Raw genomic sequence first — 22,640 nt, forward strand, 5'->3', positions numbered from 1 at the left:
CAATGGCCAGGATACCGACATATTTCTCAAAAGCTTCGCTGGATACAGACCGGGGCGGCATGTCGCGCGCGCCAGTAGACGACGCGGCTGGAAGAGGTCTTCAGCAAATGGGCGCGGCCATCAGCCGTATCCGTTTGAATCTGGACCAGCATACGATTGGCGACGCTGCAGCGGAGAATGCGAACAATCATGGAGTGGACGTGGCGGAGGAATCCGCGATCGGACAGCTTCGTGACCTTCGTCTCGAAGAAACCGCCAGGTTCGATTTCCTGACGGAACTGGAAGAGACGATAGGGCAGGCCGGCGTCGACGTGGCTCAGGCAGCGCAGCAGCATGAAGGCGATCCGGGCGACTTCTACTCAAGCGTCGTCGACCGCATCATAGAGCCTCGCCTGTCCGCCTTGCGTGCGAAACAGCCGGAGCATATGCAGCAAGCGGCGGCCGCTATCGCCGATCGGGCCATGGAGCCCGTCAGGGATGCGGCGGCTGCAACGCAAAAAAATATGATGCGCGGCCAGAGGTTGACGACGCTCGAAGAGGCACGCGAAAGGGCCGCGAGCGCCGTGAGAGAGCAGCCCGCAGCCTATGACGATATCATGCAGGGGTATTTGCAAAAGGTTGCGCTTTCCGGATTGCCGGATCAGACAAAAGAAGCGTTGGGCGGGGAGATCCGACAACGCCTGGCGACAGCATTGGTCGACAATGTCATCGACCACCGTCCCGACGAGGTGGGCGAATTGTTGGGCGTCTCGCGACAGCCGCTTTTTAATGGCGACGGCAGGAAAAACCTGAAAAGCCGAAAGCTTGCAAAGGCCGTTTCAGAGGGCGACGTGTTTGTCGCCGGTGTCTTCGATCAGCTGTTCAGGAAGATGTTCTCCGCCAGACTGAACCTTGACGAAGGCGCGAAGGCGACGGCCTTCGCACAAGGATGGGTTGATGCTTCTCCGGAAGGCGTAGCGGCTTACACTGACAGCCTCCGCGCATTCGCCAGACCTGCTGGACGCCGCGACAGGGCAGACGTCGTCGCTTTTGAAAACGGTCTTGGAATTGTCGCCGACAGGGCAGGTGACAAAACGCGCGTGCTGGCAGCCGGCGCCGGGCAGTCGGCGTCCGCTGCCGAGATCGATGCCCCCGGCGTCACCGGATTATTTCGAGCGCCGAACAAAGAACAGGGCGATCTTTTCGAGGCGGCGCTGGCCAACGAGATGGAAGATGGAATGGGCGTGATTGCGGGTGAGCCCAATTCTCGCCTTGCTTTCCTCGGCTTCACGGAGCGATTGCGTGAGGAGGCAAGGGCGAGGGGTCTCGTTGCGCGTCGCAAGGCCCAAAAGGATATCGCGCAATTCGACAAGAGGACCGAAAACGCGCGGCGTATCGAAAGCGCGATTGATCGCAGCGACACTGTGAGCGGGTCTGACATTGCTCTTGAAGACCTGGCGCTCGCTGATCGGACGCGGCTCGAAGCCAGACTGAACAAGCGACTTGAAATTCAGGCGCGCAGCCGCGAGTTCCATGAAGCCTTCTCCATGGGGCATGCGGCGACAGATGGGAAAGATCCGCGTCAGGCGGAGATCGCGGATCAGGTCTGGGCCGAAATGGAAAGCCGCCTGAAACCTGAAAATCGGCGTCGCGCTGAACTTTCTTTCGTGCAGGCGACAGGTTACCTGCCTTCGCGCGTGAGGATTGGCCTGGAAATCGCGTTGGATAGTGAAGACAGCGAACTGCGCGCCGACGCCATGAACCGGGCCAAGGATCTTTTAAACGCGGCGCCGGGGGAATTCGACCGGAATTTCTCGACGGTCGATTGGCGCGCCGACCTCGAGCGTTTTGTGGACCTGACTGATCGTGGATATGCGCCGGAAGAGGCAATCGATCATATCGCGCGACGCTCGAAAACGGAGCAACGAAATATTCACGCCGCCAATGCGATAATCGAATCGGATACGAGTTGAATTGCAACAACGACTGAAACGAGAGGTCAGACATGCTAGGTAGCGGGTTCCAGCAGGCGACGATTGCCGCTTTCCTCGCTTTCCTCGTGTTCGTCGTTTTGCCGAAGGCCTGCGGCGGCGAGCCCGACCAGGAAGCCGCTGAGACCGAGACTTGCGAAATCCATTGGAGCGGTCGCGGCTACGAGATTCAATGCGAGGAAACGCAAGAGTAAAGGTGTCTTCCGCTCCGATAGACGCTCCACTCGGATGATCAGCCCCGGCTGATCCTTTCATTTCACAGGACAAACGAGGCAGTTCGGCGCTCTTCTTGGGCGCCGGTTGTCTCCATGTGCGCGATCGAGGACAAAGATGACCATTTCGACTACGGAAAGCCGTATCCGCTATTCCGGCGACGGCGCGACGACTGCATTCTCCTTTCCGTACTTTTTTGAGCAGGAGAGCCATCTTTCAGTTTATCTGACGGATGAGGACGGTCTGGAAACTCTGCAGACGATCGCCGTCCACTACACGGTGGCGGGCGAGGAAACCTCAAGCGGCGTGGTGACATTTCTGGAAGCGCCTCTCGCGACGGACACGGTCACCATCGTTCGAGATGAACCGCTGACACAGGCGACGGAAGTCTCCGATATCGGCACGTTCCGAGCGCAGGCGTTCGAAAGCCAGTTCGACCGGTTCGCGCGGGCGCTCCAGACGCTGGACGGCCGCATCCGCCGCGCGGCGAAGGTGAAGGCAAGCTCCGGAAACACGGAGGTGGTTCTTCCCGAACCGGAGGCGAAAGCGCTTTTGCGATGGGACGACACCGCTGCGGACCTGGAAAACGGCCCGACTGCCCTCGATATCGAGAATGCGGAAGCGAACGCGGCGATCGCTTCAGAAAGCGCCGATGTGGCGCTGGCGGCTTCTGTTGAGGCGGCCGCGCACGCCTCGTCGATTGCGGTAAAGTTTTTTGCCAGCCGGGATCTCGCCGAGGCGACGGCGATCTCCGACTTTACGCAGATCTTGCTGGTGGCGCACAATGGCCGCGCGCTGCGCTATGTCGAGGATGCGGACGCGGACACGCCGGCGCTGACGACCGCCGACGGGCGGCTTTGGGTGCCGGCTGACGAATTCATCACCTTCGACCATTTCGGCGCCGTGGCCGACAACGCGACCGACTGCAGCGCCGCCATGCAGGCGGCGATTGATTACGCGGCGGGGTTTGATGATGGCGGAACGGTCTACGGGCTGACCGGCCAGTATGCGCTCGCAAGCGGCCTGACATGGATGCCCAAGGTCTCGTTCTCCTTCGAGGACGGGTTTCACCTGCGGGCGACGGCGGTCATGGTCGCCATGTTCGAGGGGCTGACCGGCGACGATCTGCCCAAACGCGTGTTCTTCAAGGGCGGCAAGATCGACGCCAACTATCTGGCCGAGCGGATCATCTATTTTCACGACTACAAGCACGTCCACATCTCCGATTTCGAGTTTGTCGACTGTGACGGCAACTACATCCACCTGGGCTCCAACGCGGGAACCCAATGCGGCGAGGTGATCATCCATGACGGGTTGATCCTGCGCGAACCAGGCAATCCTTTTGACGGCGATACTGCCCAGCCGAAGGGCATCCACTTCGACTTTCCGGCTCCCAATTCCGACTGTCTGATCTCGGACATGATCATCAAGGGCTGCTGGCGCGGCATTGCCGGCGAGATCTATTCCGGCATGTTCGCCCGGGTTCACTGCTGGAGCTACCCGTCCACGGACGGCGCGATGGAAACGGCCTTCCGGATCACCGGTAACCAGAATGTCTTCGTCGAGTGTTATGCCGACGACTGCGCACTGTTCGGCTTCTATTTCGACGGTGAGATGAACGTGCTGACCAACTCGACGGTGAACCTGCCGGACAACGGCCTGACCACCGAGACGGCCGTCTATCTGGAATCAGGCAGCTCACTCACCGCCAAGAACAATGTTTTCCACTGCTACACGAGCGACAACCAGATCGTGAACGGCTTCGCCGGCGACACGTCCAGGCTCGTTGCGGAAGACAATGTCGAAAGCGATGTCGTGAATGTGTTCGGCAATCAGGGTCTCGGCAAGGCCGAGGTGCATGTCTCCTTCACGACGAACACCGGGGCCGACCCGACGATCTCGACCTCGACGAATGTCGAAAGCATCACCCGGCACGCTGACTGGGATTTCGCGATTAATTTCGACCGGGACATGGTGGACACGGACTACCAAATCCTCGTCGATGCGAAGCCGTCAAGCTACCCTGCTGTGGTCATCCCAGTGATCCGAGGCAAAAACGACTGGAACGTTCGCGTCCAGTTTGTCGACGAGACTGGTGCCTATGTCGAACCTGCCTCGGTGACCGTAACAATATTGGGGACGTTCAGTCTCTGACCGTCTTCTTGCACCCAAATTTCTATCAAAACAATCGAGGTTCCCCATGACGATTTCTATCGGAATCGATCGCTTTGACACGTGCCATGCAATCACGGCCCAATGGGAGGGAGGGTGGTCGAACCATGCGGCGGATCCGGGTGGCAAGACCATGTATGGCGTCACGGAGGCGACGTATCAGGCTTGGCTTAAAAAGCGGAAGCTGGCGGTAAAGCCGGTGCGGCAGATCTCTTACTCCGAGGCGCTGCGGCTCTATCGTGACGAATACTGGCATCCGACGGCGGTGAAATACAATCTGGTTCCGGGCGTCGATCTCGCGGTCTATGACGCGGCCGTCAATTCCGGCGTGTCGCGCGGCATCAAATGGCTGAAGGCGAGCATTGGCTCCAGTGACCACACGGTGACGGCGCGCGCGATCTGCCGCAAGCGGCTTTCCTTCATGCAGAGCCTGAAGATCTGGAAGACCTTCGGCAAGGGCTGGTCGAACCGTGTCGCCGACATCGAGGTCAAGGCCGTCACCATGGCGGCGGAGGCGATGACCAAGGGCTCCAGCGAAGCAGCCAGGCAGCGAACCGCGCAGAAGGTGAAGGAGATCGCCCGGCGCGAGATTGTCGACGGCGCGGATGAGGCGGCGTTCAAACAGAAGGCGGCCGCAGCGAGCGGTACGGGCGGGTCGCTCACCGGAGGCGGCGTTGCGATCGATCCGGCCGGCTTCGACATGCTGACGAGCTGGATCGTCGGCGGCGTGGCCGCGGCGGCTGTGCTGATCGCTATCGTGCTGATCGTCCAGTCGCGGGCGGCGAACGCACGGGTCGACGCCTATCGAAAGGCGGTTGTCTGATGGGCGCGCTTGTCACAATCCTGCTCAGCGTCGGCGCGCCGATCCTCGCCGGCATTTTGAAGGCGAAAGGCGGCAAGGGCGGCGCGATCGCCGGCGAGGTCCTCGAGACGGTCGCCGGCAAGCTCGGCACGGACGCAACGCCGCAGGCGATCGAGGAAGCCTACAACGCCGATCCGGAGGTCTTCACGAAAACGGTGCGCACGATCGAGACCGACTATGCGGCCATCGCCCGCGCCGGCGCAGAAGCGCACCTGGCCTATATCGAACTCGTGAAGGCCGACCGCGACAGCGCCGACCTGCTCACCCGCATCTGGCGGCCGCTGAACGGCTTTCTCTTCCCTGTCGGCTGCCTAATCATCGTCGCGACGGTCTGCGTCATGCTCCTGTCGAGGATCCCGGTAGACGCCTCTGTCCTGCCGCTGATTGGCATTGTCGTGCCGGTCATGACCGCCTGGGCCGGCGTCGTCGGCTACTATGTCGGCCAGCGCACCAAAGAAAAGACGACAGGGGCGACGTGATGGCGATCAACGATACGAACGGCAACGGGCGCCGATTCATCGACTGGCGCCTCTCCGTCGGCAACATCATCACCATTCTCGGCATGATCATCGGCGGCCTGAGCATGTGGTTCGGACTTGGTGAGCGGGTGACTATCGTAGAACAGGCGGTCGCCACGCACGCTGTCGATATCGCCGAGAACGCTGATCGTTTGAGACGGTCCGAGGAACGTGCGGGCGATGTGCGAGAGCGGCTGCGCGGCATAGAAGTGACGCAGCAGCAGCAGAATGAAACGCTCAAGCGAATCCTGGATGCAGTGGAGGCCCGTTGAAGAGCATTTTTCCTGTTTGCCTGACGCTTTACAATAGCCGTTTCGAATGCTTTATCGGGGCGAATGAATCATTGGCGCGTCGAGCATCTGATAAAATCCAAGAAGGTAGTTTCATGCGATCGAACGAATTGACAGCTATTGCAATCTTTGTCGGGTTGCTGCTGGTTGCGGCGTCCATTCTGTGGCGTTCGACGGAATTCGATGCTTGTTTCCATGAAGCGAAAAAACTGCTGGAAGAAGCCAACCCGGATGGAGACAGCCTGAAGATCAGGCTGCGCGCGATACAGGTTTGTCAAGGCGTCGCGCAATAGTCGTTGCGCCTGTTGGTGAAGCGCCCGCCAGTTTTTTCGAAGCATCACCCCTTCCGGAAAGGGCCATGGTCCTTGAGTATCTGTGACATGTGGTCGACTTCCCGCCGTTCGCCCGAGAGATAGTCGTCAACTGCGCGCCTGAGACCCGGATGGCAGATATGGTGGGCGGAATGTGTCGTGACAGGCATGTAGCCACGGGCAAGCTTGTGTTCTCCCTGCGCGCCGGCTTCCACCGTCGCCAGCCTTTTGGCGATCGCGAAATCGATCGCCTGGTGATAGCATACCTCGAAATGCAGGAACCGATGGTCTTCTATACAGCCCCAATGCCGGCCGAACAGCGTATCCGCGCCGATGAAGTTGATCGCGCCGGCAATGTATCGCCCTTCGCGTTTCGCCATTACGAGCAGGATATCGTCCGGCATGCGCTCGCCGATGAGCGAGTAGAATTGTCGGCTGAGATAGGGGCGGCCCCACTTTCGCGATCCGGTGTCCATATAGAATTCATAGAACTGGTCCCACACATCCTCGGTCAGGTCGCTCCCGGTTAGCCACTCGATGGATATTCCGTTTTCAAGCGCGGATTTTCTCTCTTTCTTCAGGGCCTTGCGTTTCCTTGACGCCAAAGACGCAAGGAAGTCGGCATATTGCGCATAATCTTGGTTGTGGAAATGGAATTGCTGATCGGTCCTGTGCAGATAGTCCTGCGCCGTGAAAACCTGCATTTCGGCGTCTGGCACGAATGTGGCGTGAGCCGAGGAAACGCCAAGCCGTTCCGCCAGTTGTTTGAGCCCGGCCGCCAGAGCCTGCATTATCGCGGGACTTCGATCTGAAACTGTGGTCAGCAGTCGCGGACCCGTGGCGGGTGTAAATGGCGTCGCCGCTTGCAGTTTCGGATAGTAGCGACCGCCGGCTCTCTCGAAGGCGTCGGCCCAGCCATGATCGAAAACGTACTCGCCCTGGCTGTGGCTCTTCAAGTAACAGGGCAGGGCGCCGTGCAGCCCGCCGTCTTCGGTCTCCAGAAGCAGATGCTGGCCGAGCCATCCAGTCTCGGCGGTCGCGCATCCACTGTCTTCCAATGCGCTCAGAAAAGCATAGGAGGCAAAGGGGTTGTAGCCTTCCGCCCCTCGTGCTGCGCCCGCCAGTCCCTGCCAGGCGTTTTCATCGATGTCCGAGAAGGAATCGACCACCCGAATACGGAATGTCGCTTCTTCCTCACTGTTCCTCCCGCTATCTCCCCTGCAATCCGAATGGTCCTGCGTCATCCTGAAGCGCGCTGTTCTCGCGAGTGTTGCATATCGGGATCGAATCCTTCGAAGGTGATCTGGTCCGCATGACGGTAGGTCAGTTGTCGTTCCTTTTCGGTTCTGACTGTCCAGGTAATCACCGGCAATCCCCTGGCTTTTGCGTGATCGACAAACGAATGCGGAAGGTCAGCGACATGGAAGGAAACGAAACGAACACCGTTGTCAAAAATATCCTCGTCAAGGTGAAGCCCGTAATCACTGTGCGCTTCCGCAGTCAGTCCCACCGGCCAGGGCGATCCAAGTCTGATCAGTTCAAGGATAAGATTCGCATCGAAGGACATCAAGGCGACGCGCCCGACATAGTCGTTCAAATCTTCGAGCACTGCAGTCGCAAAGATTGTGGTGAGGCTGTCTGACTGAGGTTTGAGCTCGATCACCAGTCCCGCGCCGTCATCGACCTGACGGAGCATATCCTTTAGCGATTGCGGGTGTTCTCCAGACGAGCCGATTGTCAGCTTTTTGAGTTCCGCTGCCGTCATCTCCTTTACGATGCCTTCAACGCCGCACAGCCGATCCGTTTTGTAGTCGTGAAAGACAACCGGCGCGTTGTCCGATGTTATCTGGAGGTCGCACTCGATATTGTATCCGGAGGCGATCGCGCGATCGAACGCTGTCGATGTGTTTTCCCAGACAGATGAGTTCAAATCGTGGAGGCCGCGATGCGCGATCGGCCGCGCCGTCATCCAGTCGAGCGTCGACATGGTCAGGCGAATTCTATCAGACAGTCGACCTCGACGGCGGCGTTCATCGGCAGGGCCGACATGCCCACGGCGGCGCGGGCGTGACGGCCTTTCTCCCCCAGTATTTCCACCAGAAAGTTAGAAGCTCCGTTGATCACCAGATGCTGATCGACGAAATCCGGCGTCGATGCAACGAAACCCTGAATTTTAACGACCCTCGTGATGCGCTCCATCGCGCCTTCGAGCGCGGCGTTTGCGCATCCGAGTATGTTCAGGGCGCAAATTTCAGCGGCCTTCACCCCGGTGTCCAGATCAACTTCGTCTCCGAGTTTGCCGGCGACCTGAAGCGACCCGTTGACGAGCGGAAGCTGGCCGGAAATATAGAGAAACGATTGACTGATGACATAAGGGACATAGTTAGCGGCGGGCGAGGCGACCTCTGGGAGCGCAAGGCCCATTTCGGCGAGTCTCTCGGTGATCGTCTGTTTCATTGATGTCTCCGGTTTAAAGGGATTGGAACGTGGCGGCGCAAGCTGATAGGAACAGACAGGCGTGGCGGCGATGTACAATCCTGTTGCGCCCGTTGTTCGGGAAGGAATTTTACAGTGCGACTGATAGCAGCCTTTTCTGTTTTCGCAATCATCCAGCAAAGCGGCGTCGCGTTAGCCGGCGTAGCCGAAGGACTGGCGCCTCATCGAGCTGTCTATGACATAGAACTCGCGGACGTGTCGGAAAGGTCCCGCATCGAATCAATGTTCGGTCGCATGGTCTATGAGTTCAGCGGCTCGCCGTGCGAGGGCTACACTGTCGATTTTCGTTTCGTGTCGCAGCTTGACACGGGAGCGTCTGTTCGGGTGACCGACCAGCAGACCCAGACCTATGAGGACATTGAGAACGACACATTCAGTTTCGTGACACGGACCTATGTCGACGACGAACTCGACAAGGAGGTTTCAGGGAATGCGGCGCTGGAAGGCGACGCCACTTCGGTCCGTCTGAAGCTTCCTAAACCGGATGATCTGGTGCTGGCGGCGTCGGAGTTTCCGACGGCGCAGATGATTACCTTGATCGAAAGAGCCAAGGCGGGTGAAAGCTTTTTCCAGTCGCGCCTCTATGACGGCACCGAAGAGGGCAAGGAAATCATGCTGACATCGAATATTGTCGGATCGCCGCGTCTGATCGAGGACGACGAGGAGGCGGACGCGATCGGATCGCTCAAAGATGATCCCGTCTGGCCGGTATCAGTCGCCTATTTCGATGAGGCTGAACAAGGTGATGGCGTGCCGATATATCGAATATCGTTCAAGCTCTACGAAAACGGCGTCACGCGCGATCTCATGATGGACTATGGCGAGTTTACACTTACGGGAAAATTGACTTCGCTAGAGGTATTTGACAGCGAAAGTTGCGAATAACGCAAGTCTCACGCTCATCGCTTACTGATTTCGTGATACTATTACGTGGGAATCATCACGGAACTAACTTCCATTGTAAGCGTTATTAACAGTTGAACGCCCGGATGGCTTGGTTAGTGGCAGACGCAGTCTGTTGGAAGACAGTATCGAAACTTCGAAACAGTGACTAAACAGTTCAAAATAAGCGATTCAAAGCCGCATCAGTATGCGGCGCTTTGCTACCGCGTCAAAAGAGCGGCGTGAAGGTTCTGTTGGTGACAAGCCGGGACACCGGGCGTTGGGTCATGCCAAAAGGGTGGCCAGTCAAAAAACAGGATGGCGAAGGCTCTGCGGCCTGTGAAGCCTGGGAAGAGGCTGGCGTCATCGGGAAAACCGATGGCAAATCCATCGGTTGCTATCGCTACGACAAGGTATTCGACAAGAACACTGCAATCCAGTGCGAAGTCGAGGTCTATCCGCTGGAAGTCACAAAGCTTCAGAAGTCCTACCCGGAATGCAAGCAGCGTGTACGGCGCTGGTTTTCCGTCACGGGAGCGGCCAAGCGCGTGGACGAACCCGATCTTGCGAAATTGATCCTCCGTTTCACGCCAAACCACTAATCCGTGTAACAGGTCGCCTGAAGGCGGTCTGTTGGACAGGGTTGCAATTCCCGATCTTACGATGTAATGAGCCGCCCATTCCACACGTGGAGCATGGGATTGTCCGGGAGAAATCCGGGCATTTCCGCCGGTGGCGGGTCGAAACGGCTTGCTGTAGCGCCACGGAGGTATAACCGGAAAGGAGAAAAGGCATGGCATTGCCAGATTTCAGCATGCGCCAGCTTCTTGAAGCAGGCGTGCACTTCGGCCACCAGACTCACCGCTGGAACCCGAAGATGAAGCAGTACATTTTTGGTGAGCGCAACAACATCCACATCATCGATCTTAGTCAGACTGTTCCGATGCTGGAGCAGGCGCTTCAGATTGTCAGCGACACTGTCGCCGGCGGCGGCCGCGTTCTGTTTGTAGGCACGAAGCGGCAGGCTTCCGAAGTCGTCGCTGACGCAGCCAAGCGCTCTGCACAGTATTACGTCAATTCGCGTTGGCTCGGCGGCATGATGACCAACTGGAAGACGATTTCCCATTCGATCCAGCGTCTGCGCAAGCTTGACGAACTCATGGCGGCTGAAGCGCAAGGCTTCACGAAGAAGGAGCGTCTTAACCTTGAGCGCGAACGCGACAAGCTTGAGCGCGCTCTTGGCGGCATTCGCGACATGGGCGGAACGCCGGATCTGATGTTCATTGTCGACACCAACAAGGAGTCGATCGCTATCCAGGAAGCCAAGCGGCTCGGAATTCCCGTGGTCGCAATCGTCGACTCCAATTGCGATCCCGACACGGTCGAGTTTCCGATTCCTGGAAACGATGACGCATCAAGGGCTATTTCGCTGTACTGCGATCTGGTCGCTCGCGCCGCCATCGACGGCATCGCTCGCCAGCAGGGCGCCTCCGGCGTCGATGTCGGAGCAGCAGAGGAAGCGCCGATAGAACAGGCTGTCGAAGAGGCCGTTGTCGAAGAAGCCGTTGCCGAAGAGGCGCCTGCGGAAGCGACCGAGGCGGCTGCGGCTTCATCTGAAGAGACGCCCGCGAGCTAGTTCTTGCAAGCCGGATGAACTTTTTCATCCGGCTGACACACGAATCATAACAGAGAGCAATTCCGTGCGCGTCCGATAGCGGGTGTGTCACGCAAATTTATCAAGAGGCTAGGATGAGCATTACAGCTTCTCAGGTTAAAGAGCTGCGCGAAAAGACAGGCGCAGGCATGATGGATTGTAAAAAAGCCCTGACTGAAACCGGCGGCGACATTGAAGCGGCCGTCGACTGGCTGCGCGCCAAGGGCATCGCCAAGGCCGACAAGAAGTCTGGCCGTACGGCTGCGGAAGGCCTTATCGGCATTGCTGCGGAAGGAGCCCGCGCGGTTCTCGTCGAGATCAATTCGGAAACCGACTTCGTTGCGCGCAATGACGAGTTCCAGAAACTCGTCAGCGGCGTCGCGGACGTGGCGCTCGGCACGGACGGCGAACTGGCATCCGTCAAGTCGGCGGTCTATCCGGCTACCGGCAAGTCGGTGGAAGAGACGATCACCGATGCGGTCGCCACAATCGGAGAAAACCTCAATCTGCGCCGTTCGGCCATGTTGAGCGTTGAGCAGGGGATTGTCGCCAGCTATATCCACAACTCCGTTGCTGACGGTCTTGGCAAGTTGGGTGTAATTGTCGCCTTGAAATCGACTGGCGACACCGCAACGCTTGAATCCCTTGGCAAGCAGATCGCGATGCATGTCGCTGCGTCCAACCCGCTCGCAGTGACATCGGCCGACGTCGACGCCGATGTCGCCGAACGCGAACGCGCCATCTTCATGGAGCAGGCTCGCGAATCCGGAAAACCCGAGAACATTGTGGAAAAGATGGTCGAGGGTCGCATGCGCAAGTTCTACGAGGAAGTTGCTCTCGTTTCACAGAGCTTCGTCATGAATCCTGACAAGACCGTCGCCGAAGCGCTGAAAGAAGCCGAAGGCCAAGCGGGCGCACCTGTCGAGGTTGCCGGTTTTGTGCGGTTCCAGTTGGGCGAGGGCGTGGAAAAGGAAGAAAGCGATTTCGCAGCCGAAGTCGCTGCCGCCGCGCAGGGCTGATTTCAACCGGTCTGCGCCGGACTATCCGGGCGAAACAAAATTGGGAAATTCGAAAGGGCGCCGCGTGACATCGCGGCGCCCTTCGTGTATCCGGCTCTGCAAACTGCACATGGAACTCCAGATGCCCAACGCTCCCATCTACAAGAAGATCCTTTTGAAAGCCTCTGGCGAGGCGCTGATGGGAAAGCAGGGTTTCGGGATCGACGTAACTGTCGCCGACCGCATCGCCGCCGACATCGCCGAAGCGCGGGCGATGGGGGTTCAGGTTGGAGTCGTTGTCGGCGGAGGCAATATTTTTCGTGGAGTAGCCGTTGCATCGAAGGGCGGCGATCGTGTGACCGGCGACCACATGGGAATGCTGGCCACTGTTATCAACGCGCTGGCGCTGGCGACGTCGTTGCGAAAGCTCGGGATCAAAACGGAAGTGCTTTCCGCAATCGCCATGCCGGAGATTTGCCAGAGCTTTTCCCAGCGCGCGGCTTTGCACCATCTCGAAAAGGGACGTGTGGTCATTTTTGCCGGCGGCACGGGCAATCCGTTTTTCACGACAGACTCAGCTGCGGCCTTGCGCGCCGCGGAATTGGGCGCACAGGCAATTTTCAAGGCGACCCAGGTCGATGGCATCTATTCGGCGGATCCGAAACAGTTCCCGGACGCAGAGCGGTATGATGAACTGACGCACGATGAAATACTGGACAAGGGTTTGGCAGTAATGGACGTGGCCGCCGTAGCGCTTGCCAGAGAGAACTCAATTCCGATAATCGTATTCTCGATTCATGAAAAAGGACAACTTGCCGCAATTCTTGAGGGAGGCGGAGTAGCGACTATCGTAAAGGATGCATAAAGGTGCTACGGATACGAAGCTGGTGAAGGCGATGTTGTATTGTGCTATTGAATCGGTTGCGTTGAATGGTACGAAGTGAATTACTTCAATAGTATTGTAGTAATTCGGCGAAGCGATCAAAAGACCAATAGAACAGGGAGCAAACCCGCATGAGCGACGGTGCTGATTTTGTTGATTTGAAGCGGCGGATGGAAGGCGCGATTTCCGCATTCAAGAGTGATATTGCAGCGCTTCGCACGGGTCGCGCATCCGCGAACGTCCTCGATCCGGTGACGGTCGAGGCCTATGGTTCGAGAATGCCTCTCAACCAACTCGCAAATATTTCCGTTCCGGAACCACGCATGATCTCTGTTTCGATCTGGGACAAGTCGATGGTGTCGGCCGTTGAAAAGGCCATCAGAGAATCAAATCTGGGATTGAATCCGATTACCGATGGCGTCAATTTGCGAATTCCCCTGCCGGAACTCAACGAGGAACGCCGCAAGGAACTCGTCAAGGTTGCCCATAATTACGCCGAGAATGCGCGCGTGGCGGTTCGCCATGTAAGGCGAGACGGGATGGATGACCTGAAAAGGGCCGAAAAGGACGGCGATATCAGCAAGGACGAAAGCCATGACCAGGCTGAAACCGTGCAGAAATTGACCGACGACATGATATCCCAGATCGACAGCCTGCTGACCGACAAGGAAACAGAGATCATGCAGGTTTGACGCTGCGAGTTTCGGCAACTCGATACGAGGTTTTTGGAGCGACATATTGAACAAGCCTCAACATGTGGCAATCATCATGGATGGAAACGGGCGCTGGGCCGAAAGGCGCGGCCAACCGCGCGCTGTCGGGCATCGCAAAGGTGTTGAAGCTGTCCGCAACGCCGTAAAGGCTGCTGGAGAAAACGGCGTCAAATATCTGACTCTTTTTGCATTCTCCTCCGAAAACTGGAACAGGCCACAGCAGGAAGTCAGCGATCTGATGGGATTGCTGAAGTTTTTTGTAAGGCGCGATTTGGCGGAGCTGCACAATGAGAATGTGCGCGTCCATGTCATCGGCGATCGGCGTGGTCTTTCAGCCGATATATTGGCGCTGCTGACCGAAGCCGTGGATCTGACCCGCGAAAACACGGCTCTTAATCTGATTATAGCGTTCAACTATGGTGGTCGCGACGACATCACACGCGCGACCAGGGCGATCGCCCTGAAAGTCGCCCAGGGACTTCTCGATCCAGCAAGAATTACAGAACAGACGATTTCTGACTGTCTCGATACAGCGGACATCCCCGATCCGGACTTGATCATTCGCACGAGCGGCGAGATGAGAATCTCGAATTTCCTGCTCTGGCAGTCCGCCTATTCGGAGTTTATCTTTCTGCCGTGTCTATGGCCGGATTTCGATGAAGAGGAATTCCGCAAGGCGCTGAAAGAATACGCATGCCGCGACCGCCGATTCGGCGCCACGACGGATCGGGCCGCTGCGGCGGCGACTTGATGCAGAACGAGGTTCTCGTCCGGACAGTTTCCGCTTTGATCCTCGGTGTGCTCGTGCTGGCTCTGACCTGGATGGGCGGCGTTCCATTCCGCCTTCTGGCGGTGACCATCATGTTGCTACTGATCTATGAGTGGTTTCGCATCGTAGAAAAAAAGCATCTGAGCGCCAGCGATCGTATCGTCGGCGGCGTGACAATGTTGGCGATTGCTGTAGCCATCATGATCAACATGCCGCTGACCGCGCTGGCGTTTTGTCTTGCGGGCGCGATTATCCTCGCCGTGCTGCGCAGGATAGAGGAACATGATCTCTATGCGCCGCTTGGTTTGCTATACGCCGGTTTTTTCGGAATCGCGTTTACCGCGTTGCGTGGGAGCGAGCCTACCGGATGGATGGCGATTATCATAGTGTTCGCCGTCATCTGGGCGACCGACGTTTTTGCATTTTTCGGGGGGAGAAATATCGGTGGTCCGAAACTTGCGCCGCAAATCTCGCCAAAGAAAACATGGTCGGGTTTTCTCAGCGGTCTCGCCGGCGGCGTTGTGTGCGGCATTGTTGCGGGCTGGATATTGGGGGCGCCGGAAATTGTTCTGCTCGCATTTCTTTGTGGCGCCTTGTCGATCGTCGGGCAGATCGGCGATTTGTTCGAATCCGGCTTGAAGCGCCATTTTGACGTCAAGGACTCAAGCGATCTTATTCCCGGTCACGGCGGCGTCATGGATCGGGTGGACAGTCTGGTCTTCGCCGTGATCGCAGCCTATTTGCTCAGCATAACCTGGACGGGGCTCGATCTGACGCGGATCGGGTGATATCGGTCGAGAAGACAAAAATTCTGGGCGGCGGCGGAGCCGCAGGGAACACTTATGGACGTACTTGAAAATATCTACAGCATCGTTGTCGGCACGGTTCTGCCATTCATCATCGTTCTTACGATCGTTGTGTTCGTACACGAGATGGGTCACTATCTCGTCGGCAGATGGTGTGGAATTCGGATCGTCACCTTCTCAATCGGCTTCGGCAGGGAACTCGCCGGGTTCACCGACAGAAACGGGACGCGTTGGAAACTGTCTGCCATTCCACTTGGTGGCTATGTTAAATTTTTCGGCGACGAGAACGCCGCCAGCTTTCCCGACGAAGACAAGATTGCAGAAATGAGCCTGGCTGAACAATCTCAAACTTTCCAGGGCGCGTCACTCGGACGCCGCGCGGCGACAGTAGCTGCGGGTCCGATCGCAAACTTCATACTTGCCATCGTCATCTTTACCGCGGTTTACAGCTATTTCGGAAAGGCCGTGCTGGATCCCGTCGTGGCGTCTGTTCAGCCTGCAAGCTCAGCTGCCGAAGCCGGTCTTGAGCCTGGCGATCGTATTCTGGAGATTGACGGCAAAACCATCGATTCCTTCGACGACCTGCGAATCTACGTATCGACGAGGCCCGGCGTTGAATTGCGGTTGATCGTCGAACGCGGCGGCCGAAACAAAGAGTTCATGCTTGTTCCCAAACGCGCGGAAGTCGACAACGGCTTTGGAGACATGATCGAAGTCGGACAAATCGGCGTCGTCGCGTCTGCAAACGAGGATACATTTCGATATGAGAAGATGGGGCCGCTTGAAGCCCTGACTGAAGGCGTAGGGCAGTCCTTCTTCATCATCAGCCAGACGGTTCAGTACTTCAAGAACATCATCATCGGCAGAGCAAGGCCGGATCAGATCAGCGGTCCTATCGGGATTGCCAAGATCAGCGGTCAGGTGGTCTCCGTCGGACTTGTCTCAACCATCTCTTTCATAGCTTTCATATCAGTCTCGATAGGCTTCCTGAATCTGCTTCCGATTCCGATACTCGACGGCGGCCATCTCCTGTTTTATCTGATCGAGTTTTTGCGTGGCAAACCGGTGGGAGAAAAAGGTCAGGAGTTTGCTTTCAAGATTGGTCTCTCGTTGTTACTAATGTTGATGATCTATGCGACTTGGAATGACGTGACCTAGCTGACAGAAATAGGGTCCGGAGGCCGAGTGTGACGATCCAGAGTCAGGTCTGTGGATATCTGGAAACCAAGCAGGTCTTGTGTTGTTGAAATAACTCTTTGTTATCCATAAACTCACCGCGGTAGTTGCTTATCGGCAACGAATGGAGGGCAAGTAAACAGAAATTAACTCAATGACTTGCTTGTAGCTGAAAACATTGTAAAACGGCGGTGAGACAGAATCGTGTTCTGTCCGTTCGTGGGGACGCTGAGATTAAGGGTAATGATGCCAATGAAGGCCGGTTCTAGAGTACTAGGCGCTGTTCGTGCGCTCGCGCTTGCAACGCTTATGGCGGTCGGTAGCGTGGGGGCTGCCGTTGTCGCGTCGACAGTAACGGCAAATGCGGCTGTTGTAAGTGTCATCGAAGTTCGTGGTAATGGTCGCGTAGACGCCGATACGGTTCGCGGAAACATTACGATCGAGCCGGGCAAGAGTTTCGATAATTCCGATATCGACACGTCCATCAAGCGTCTTTTTGCGACGGGGCTGTTCAGCAACGTTCAGATCACGCGCCGAGGCAGCACGCTTGTCGTTACCGTGGACGAAAACCTGATCATCAATCAGATCGTCTTCAACGGCAACAAGAAGATCAAGGATCGCCAGCTTGAAACGGTCGTGCAGGCACAGCCGCTCGGCCCCTACAATGAAACGATCATCGAGTATGACGTTCAGGCGATCAAGGACGCCTACGACCGTATCGGTCGCGGGGAAGCCGAGGTGTCGACGCAGGTCGTTTCTCTTCCCAATGGCCGCGTGAACGTCGCCTTCAATATCAACGAGGGTGGACGGACGAAGATCGAGTCCATCAATTTTGTCGGCAATCAGGCTTATCCCAACGGTCGACTCAAGGAAGTCATCAACACGAAGCAGTCGAATTTCCTTTCCTTCCTGACGCGGAAGGACTTGTATGATCCGGACAAACTTCGCGCAGACGAGGAACTGCTTCGCCGCTTCTACTACAATCGCGGCTACGCCGACTTCCGGATTATTTCGTCGACTGCGGATGTGGATCCCGCGACTGGAAACTGGATCATCACCTTCACGCTGGATGAGGGCGAGAGATATGAGTTCGGCGACATTCAGGTGGACAGCACGGTTCCCGGCATTGACGTTGAGAGAATGCGTCGGCTGATCGAATCGCGATCCGGCGCGGTTTACAGCGCCGAGAAGGTCGAAGACTCGATCGTGGCCATGTCCGAAGCAGCTGCGGGCGAGGGGTATCCGTTCGCCGAGATCACGCCGCGCGGCAATCGCAACTTCGCCAATCGCACGATTGACGTCACCTATCTCATCGACCAGGGGCAGCGCGCCTATATCGAGCGCATCGAGATCCGCGGCAACACCCGGACTTCGGATTATGTTATCCGCCGCGAGTTCGACCTGGCTGAAGGCGACGCCTATAATCGCGTTCTGGTGCAGGAAGCCAAGAAGCGCCTGGAAGCGCTTGGATACTTCGAAACAGTCAACGTTACGACGTCTCCCGGCACGGAGCCCGACAGGGTTATCCTTTTCGTGGATGTGAAGGATCAGTCCACCGGGGAGTTCTCGATCGGCGCCGGGTACTCAACCGGCAGCGGCGGAGCGACGGCGGAAGTCGCGCTTTCCGAGCGCAACTTCCTTGGCCGTGGTCAGTATCTGAAGATCGCAGTCGGCGGCAGCGTCGACACCAGGAACTATACGCTCTCCTTCACCGAGCCCTATTTCCTCGGTTATCGTCTGGCAGCCGGTTTTGACATCGGTCGCAACACGGACAGTTCCCAGGATGGCTACAATACCACAACGACCTATGGCACGCTTCGCGTAACAGCGCCGATCACGAACGATCTGTCGACCAAGCTCGCCTATACCTACAGTGTGGAAGAATACGATCAGGACGGCAGCTTCTTCCGGCCGCCGAGCCCGCCGATTCAGCAGGCAATCGACCAAAGCCCTTGGACGACGTCCGCGATATCATGGTCGCTTATCTACAACACGATCGATGATCGGTCGCTGCCTCGCGAAGGCATCGTCGCCAGCGTCGAAACAACCTATGCAGGCCTCGGCGGAGATGCGGACTACGTGTCGATCACCGGTAAGGCGTCCTATTTCCACACTCTGTCGGATGCGCAGGACATCATAGGTCAGTTGGCTGTCGGCGGTGGGTATATCGCTCCTACAGGCGACAATCTTCGTGTATTCGACCAGTTCTACATCGGTGGCGAAACCATTCGCGGCTTCGAATCCCAGGGTATTGGTCCGCGTGACTACAATGGCGATGCACTGGGCGGCACGACCTATTTCAACGCCACTGCGGAAATCGGCTTCCCGCTTCCGCTGTTGCCTCGCGACTTTGGTATCAGGGGCGCTTTGTTCGCTGACGCCGCGACTCTGTATGGATCTGATCTCGATTTGAGCTGGGCGACGTCTCCGGGCGATGTTGAAGGCATCGACATGGCTTGGCGCGCATCAGTCGGCGCCAGCCTGATATGGGCGTCTCCATTCGGTCCGTTGCGCTTTGACTTCGGTTTCCCGATCCTCAAGGAAGACTACGACAAGACCCAGGTCTTCCGTTTCGGAACATCCGCGAGGTTCTGATTGCAGCGAGGCTTCCTTTAGCTGGAACGACCGCAACCGACATGAAATTGGTAAGGGCCTGCCTGAGAAGGTGGGCCCTGATGTCTTAAAGATGGATGATTTCCGATTTTTTCCTCAACATGAGGGCATCGAACTTGAGCGGCTTGCGAGCGCGCTAAAGGCGGATTTGCCTGATCCGGTGTTTTCTCAGGTGTTGATCTATGGCCTGGCTCCGCTGTCGAGAGCGAGGCAAGGCGAACTGACTTATATCACTTCACGTCGACGCGCAGACGCGCTTCCCGGGCTCAATGCCAGTGCAGTTTTGTGTTCGCAAGAATTGGCTGATCGTGTTCCGGAAGGTTGTGCGGCGCTGATCAGCGAAGATCCTCAATTCGCATTCGCACTGGCTGGTCAATTGCTATATCCGGACGCATTGCGTCCGCCTCTTGTACTGAACGAATCTGGCGTGTCAGAAAAGGCTGTTGTTGCTGATTCGGCCCGGTTAGAAGACGACGTGACGGTCGAAGCCGGCGCAATCATCGGCGAGAATGTCGAGATCGGACGCGGAAGCGTCATATCGGCCGGCGCTGTCATCGGTCCGGGGTGTTCGATTGGCCGCAATTGTCATATTTCTTCCAATGTCACGCTGCAGTGCGCCTTTCTCGGAAATCGGGTTATACTGCATCCTGGCGCGCGCATTGGTCAGGACGGGTTCGGTTACTCCCCGTCCGCTACCGGGTTGACGAAGATCGTTCAGGTTGGGCGTGTGATCATTCAGGATGATGTGGAGATCGGGGCGAACACCACCATCGATCGCGGCGCGCTGGACGACACTGTGATCGGAGAAGGAACGAAGATCGATAATCTCGTCCAGATTGGGCACAATGTGACTATCGGCCGCCATTGCGTGCTTGTTAGTCAGGTCGGTATATCGGGTAGCGTCACACTTGGCGATGGCGTCGTGCTGGGTGGCAGCGTCGGCGTCAACGGGCACCTTACAATTGGCGACGGAGCGCAAATAGCCGGAATGAGCGCAGTTGCTGGCGATGTGCCTGCAGGCGCGCGATGGGGCGGAATTCCGGCAAGACCCATGAGGGCTTTTCTGAAGGATGTGGCAGAGATGAACGCAAGAGCATTCGGCCGGCGGAAAAAAGGTGCAGGAAATGAGTGATACGGATCAGAGCGCGCTGGAGACCGCCGATCTTGCGGAGATCATGCGGGTGCTGCCGCATCGCTACCCCTTTCTGATGGTCGATCGCATCGTCGATATCGACGCGGACAATTCCGCGGTCGGCATCAAGAATGTGACCGTCAACGAACCACATTTCAACGGACACTTTCCAGGCAACCCGGTCATGCCGGGCGTGTTGATTATCGAAGGTATAGCCCAGACCGCCGGCGCTATTTGCGCACGGTCGCAGAACAGTCGATCCAATCTGGTTTACTTCATGACGATCGACAACGCACGCTTTCGAAAACCGGTCGTGCCGGGCGATATAGTGGAGTATCACGTGACCAAACAAAAGCAGCGCGGCACAATCTGGAAGTTCCACGGCGACGCCATCGTACGTGGATCCAAAGTCGCCGAGGCCGATGTCGGCGCCATGTTGGTCACAGAGGACAATCCCAGATAATGATTTCGGCATCTGCAAAAATTCACCCGTCCTCAATCATCGAGGACGGGGCTTCCATCGGCGACAATGTGAGCGTCGGACCTTTCTGTCATATTGGTTCACACGTTACACTGGCCGACAATGTAGAGGTCATGAGTCATGTCTCTATCCTCGGACGAACGACAATTGGCGCCGGAACGCGCATCTTTCCCAGCGCAGTCCTGGGCGCCGAGCCTCAGAATGTTCACTACAAGGGTGAAGATACAGAACTGATCATCGGCAGTGGATGCACGATCAGGGAAGGTGTGACCATGCACACCGGAATGCCGGACGCCGACGGCAAGACGACCGTTGGCGACAATTCCCTGTTTCTCGCCTACTCCCATGTCGCCCACGACTGTCACATCGGCTCCAATGTAATCCTGTCCAACAACGTCATGCTTGGCGGACATGTCGTTATCGGAGACCGGGTGATCATGGGCGGCGGCGCGGCGGCGCATCAGTTTTGCAGGATCGGTCATCATGCATTCATCGGCGGGCTTGCAGCCTGTTCGAACGATGTCATTCCCTACGGTATGTTGAACGGAAATCCCGGTATCCTCGGCGGGCTGAACGTCATTGGAATGACCCGGTCGGGGATCTCCAAATCGGATATTCACGCGGTCCGCCGCGTCTACAAGCTGTTGTTCAGCGGCGATGCGCCGATCAATGAAATATTGAAACGCATCAAACCCGATTATCAGGGCGTCGAAGTGCTTGACGATCTCTTCGAGTTTATCGAGGCGGACAGTCGTCGAGGACTGTCGTCAGCGGCGAAAAGCAGAAGGAACTGATCGTCGTGTCCCCGACCGATACCCAGGTCGCGCCAAATGGTCGCCTGGCTATCATCGCCGGACGCGGACGTCTTCCATTCGATGTCGCCGCCGCCGCGCGCCGAGCCGGCGAAGACCCTTATATCATAGCGCTTACGGGCGAGACGGGTAAAGAAGTCTCGGATTACGATCATACCTTCATCGGCCTTGCAAGCGTCGCGCAACTCCATCAGATTCTGCGGGACAACGCCATTGACCGCGTCGTGATGTCGGGCGGCGTCAACCGCCGCCCCGAACTTTCCGAAGTCCGAATACCGTTCCGGCTGTTGTCGAAATTGCCGGCCATGGTGAAAACGCTTTTTAGCGGGGGCGACGACAAACTGCTCCGTCTCGTCATCCGCCTAATCGAGAGTGAAGATTGCAGAGTTGTCGGCGCCCAGGAGGTTATTCCCGACCTGCTCGCCACGACCGGACCGTTGACGACAAGAAAGCCGAACAGGACTGACCGGAAGAACATTGAAGCGGCGCGGAAGGGAGCCCTCGCGCTTGGTCGACTGGATGTGGGACAGGGCGCTGTCGCAGTGTCCGGCCGGATTGTCGCGCTCGAAGGCGCGGAAGGAACCGACGCGATGATTGAACGCGTTGCGGAGCTTCGCAGAACCGGACGCATATCGGCTACGAAGAAGGGAGCGCTGGTTAAGTTCTGCAAGCCTCAGCAGGATGAACGCGCAGATCTTCCGTCAATCGGAACCACCACTATCGAGAATATTGTACGGGCGGGTTTGTCAGGCGTGGCCGTGGAAGCCGGCCGCTCACTGGTGCTGGAACGGGAGCAGACGGTCGATCTGGCGAACGAGACTGGCGTTTTTATTATCGGAATTGGCCGAGAGGAAACGCACGACGGCCAAGTTAATGGATCGAAATGAAC

Annotated in this window: 24 protein-coding genes; 20 read left to right on the plus strand and 4 right to left on the minus strand. The window is 57.3% G+C overall.

Annotated features, from left to right (window positions below):
* Positions 1–2 precede the first annotated feature (2 nt).
* On the plus strand, positions 3–1,952 hold the full coding sequence (locus AAFN47_RS01340) for a hypothetical protein (protein WP_499807381.1): 1,950 nt from the start codon (positions 3–5) through the stop codon (positions 1,950–1,952).
* A gap of 35 nt (positions 1,953–1,987) precedes the next feature.
* Here AAFN47_RS01340 and AAFN47_RS01345 read toward each other — a convergent pair whose 3' ends face one another.
* Positions 1,988–2,116: a hypothetical protein gene (locus tag AAFN47_RS01345; protein ID WP_499807382.1), complete on the minus strand. Its 129-nt coding sequence runs from the start codon at positions 2,114–2,116 to the stop codon at positions 1,988–1,990.
* A gap of 184 nt (positions 2,117–2,300) precedes the next feature.
* On the opposite strand from AAFN47_RS01345, the gene AAFN47_RS01350 reads away from it, so the two are divergent.
* From AAFN47_RS01350 to AAFN47_RS01370, 5 genes are read left to right on the plus strand one after another with little or no spacing between them, the layout of a single operon-like run.
* A complete protein-coding gene (locus tag AAFN47_RS01350) occupies positions 2,301–4,337 on the plus strand; it encodes a hypothetical protein (protein WP_499807384.1) in 2,037 nt (678 codons plus the stop codon).
* A gap of 46 nt (positions 4,338–4,383) precedes the next feature.
* Positions 4,384–5,178, plus strand: coding sequence for a glycoside hydrolase family 108 protein (locus tag AAFN47_RS01355; RefSeq protein WP_499807385.1), 795 nt, complete (start codon positions 4,384–4,386; stop codon positions 5,176–5,178).
* Positions 5,178–5,696, plus strand: a complete 519-nt coding sequence (locus tag AAFN47_RS01360) for a 3TM-type holin (RefSeq protein WP_499807387.1) — start codon at positions 5,178–5,180, stop codon at positions 5,694–5,696. The genes AAFN47_RS01355 and AAFN47_RS01360 overlap by 1 nt, the downstream gene beginning before the upstream one ends.
* Positions 5,696–6,007, plus strand: coding sequence for a hypothetical protein (locus AAFN47_RS01365; RefSeq protein WP_499807388.1), 312 nt, complete (start codon positions 5,696–5,698; stop codon positions 6,005–6,007). The genes AAFN47_RS01360 and AAFN47_RS01365 overlap by 1 nt, the downstream gene beginning before the upstream one ends.
* A complete protein-coding gene (locus tag AAFN47_RS01370; protein ID WP_499807390.1) occupies positions 6,004–6,318 on the plus strand; it encodes a hypothetical protein in 315 nt (104 codons plus the stop codon). Before AAFN47_RS01365 ends, AAFN47_RS01370 begins: the two co-directional genes overlap by 4 nt.
* A 44-nt stretch (positions 6,319–6,362) precedes the next feature.
* On the opposite strand, the gene AAFN47_RS01375 is transcribed toward AAFN47_RS01370, so the two are convergent.
* Genes AAFN47_RS01375 through AAFN47_RS01385 form a run of 3 tightly spaced genes read right to left on the minus strand, consistent with a single transcriptional unit; the run spans position 6,363 to position 8,793 of the window.
* Positions 6,363–7,580, minus strand: coding sequence for a GNAT family N-acetyltransferase (locus AAFN47_RS01375; RefSeq protein ID WP_499807391.1), 1,218 nt, complete (start codon positions 7,578–7,580; stop codon positions 6,363–6,365).
* Positions 7,577–8,323: a glycerophosphodiester phosphodiesterase family protein gene (locus AAFN47_RS01380; RefSeq protein WP_499807392.1), complete on the minus strand. Its 747-nt coding sequence runs from the start codon at positions 8,321–8,323 to the stop codon at positions 7,577–7,579. Before AAFN47_RS01380 ends, AAFN47_RS01375 begins: the two co-directional genes overlap by 4 nt.
* Positions 8,324–8,325: 2 nt before the next feature.
* Entirely contained in the window at positions 8,326–8,793 is a 468-nt protein-coding gene (locus AAFN47_RS01385; protein ID WP_499807394.1) for a RidA family protein, read from the minus strand.
* Between the two features lie 114 nt (positions 8,794–8,907).
* Between AAFN47_RS01385 and AAFN47_RS01390 the strand changes: the two genes are divergently transcribed.
* The 14 genes from AAFN47_RS01390 (at position 8,908) to AAFN47_RS01455 (ending at position 22,638) form a co-directional block, all read left to right on the plus strand.
* Positions 8,908–9,717: a cell envelope integrity EipB family protein gene (locus AAFN47_RS01390; protein ID WP_499807395.1), complete on the plus strand. Its 810-nt coding sequence runs from the start codon at positions 8,908–8,910 to the stop codon at positions 9,715–9,717.
* Positions 9,718–9,932: 215 nt separating this feature from the next.
* Entirely contained in the window at positions 9,933–10,316 is a 384-nt protein-coding gene (locus AAFN47_RS01395) for an NUDIX hydrolase (protein ID WP_499807396.1), read from the plus strand.
* Positions 10,317–10,507: 191 nt separating this feature from the next.
* Complete coding sequence (rpsB, locus tag AAFN47_RS01400) at positions 10,508–11,350, plus strand: 30S ribosomal protein S2 (protein WP_499807398.1); 843 nt, start codon at positions 10,508–10,510, stop codon at positions 11,348–11,350.
* A 113-nt stretch (positions 11,351–11,463) separates the two neighbouring features.
* Complete coding sequence (tsf, locus tag AAFN47_RS01405) at positions 11,464–12,387, plus strand: translation elongation factor Ts (RefSeq protein WP_499807399.1); 924 nt, start codon at positions 11,464–11,466, stop codon at positions 12,385–12,387.
* A 121-nt stretch (positions 12,388–12,508) separates the two neighbouring features.
* Complete coding sequence (gene pyrH, locus AAFN47_RS01410; protein ID WP_499807401.1) at positions 12,509–13,231, plus strand: UMP kinase; 723 nt, start codon at positions 12,509–12,511, stop codon at positions 13,229–13,231.
* 149 nt (positions 13,232–13,380) lie between these two features.
* Positions 13,381–13,941 carry a ribosome recycling factor gene (gene frr, locus AAFN47_RS01415; protein WP_499807402.1) on the plus strand — a complete coding sequence of 187 codons (561 nt, stop codon included), beginning with the start codon at positions 13,381–13,383 and terminating at the stop codon, positions 13,939–13,941.
* A 46-nt stretch (positions 13,942–13,987) separates the two neighbouring features.
* Positions 13,988–14,713, plus strand: coding sequence for an isoprenyl transferase (locus AAFN47_RS01420; RefSeq protein ID WP_499807404.1), 726 nt, complete (start codon positions 13,988–13,990; stop codon positions 14,711–14,713).
* Positions 14,713–15,519, plus strand: a complete 807-nt coding sequence (locus AAFN47_RS01425; RefSeq protein ID WP_499807406.1) for a phosphatidate cytidylyltransferase — start codon at positions 14,713–14,715, stop codon at positions 15,517–15,519. Before AAFN47_RS01420 ends, AAFN47_RS01425 begins: the two co-directional genes overlap by 1 nt.
* 54 nt (positions 15,520–15,573) lie before the next feature.
* Positions 15,574–16,695 (plus strand): RIP metalloprotease RseP, encoded by a 1,122-nt coding sequence (rseP, locus tag AAFN47_RS01430; RefSeq protein ID WP_499807408.1) that lies wholly within the window; start codon positions 15,574–15,576, stop codon positions 16,693–16,695.
* 270 nt (positions 16,696–16,965) lie between these two features.
* A complete protein-coding gene (gene bamA / locus AAFN47_RS01435) occupies positions 16,966–19,308 on the plus strand; it encodes an outer membrane protein assembly factor BamA (protein WP_499807927.1) in 2,343 nt (780 codons plus the stop codon).
* 91 nt (positions 19,309–19,399) lie between these two features.
* Positions 19,400–20,458, plus strand: a complete 1,059-nt coding sequence (gene lpxD, locus AAFN47_RS01440; RefSeq protein WP_499807409.1) for a UDP-3-O-(3-hydroxymyristoyl)glucosamine N-acyltransferase — start codon at positions 19,400–19,402, stop codon at positions 20,456–20,458.
* Positions 20,451–20,921 carry a 3-hydroxyacyl-ACP dehydratase FabZ gene (gene fabZ, locus AAFN47_RS01445; RefSeq protein WP_499807410.1) on the plus strand — a complete coding sequence of 157 codons (471 nt, stop codon included), beginning with the start codon at positions 20,451–20,453 and terminating at the stop codon, positions 20,919–20,921. Before lpxD ends, fabZ begins: the two co-directional genes overlap by 8 nt.
* A complete protein-coding gene (gene lpxA, locus AAFN47_RS01450) occupies positions 20,921–21,733 on the plus strand; it encodes an acyl-ACP--UDP-N-acetylglucosamine O-acyltransferase (RefSeq protein ID WP_499807412.1) in 813 nt (270 codons plus the stop codon). The genes fabZ and lpxA overlap by 1 nt, the downstream gene beginning before the upstream one ends.
* Positions 21,734–21,738: 5 nt before the next feature.
* Positions 21,739–22,638, plus strand: coding sequence for an LpxI family protein (locus tag AAFN47_RS01455; protein ID WP_499807413.1), 900 nt, complete (start codon positions 21,739–21,741; stop codon positions 22,636–22,638).
* The last annotated feature ends 2 nt before the right edge of the window (positions 22,639–22,640 follow it).

Origin of the sequence: Hoeflea sp. CAU 1731 (assembly GCF_039888615.1) — a bacterium.
Lineage (GTDB): Bacteria > Pseudomonadota > Alphaproteobacteria > Rhizobiales > Rhizobiaceae > Flavimaribacter.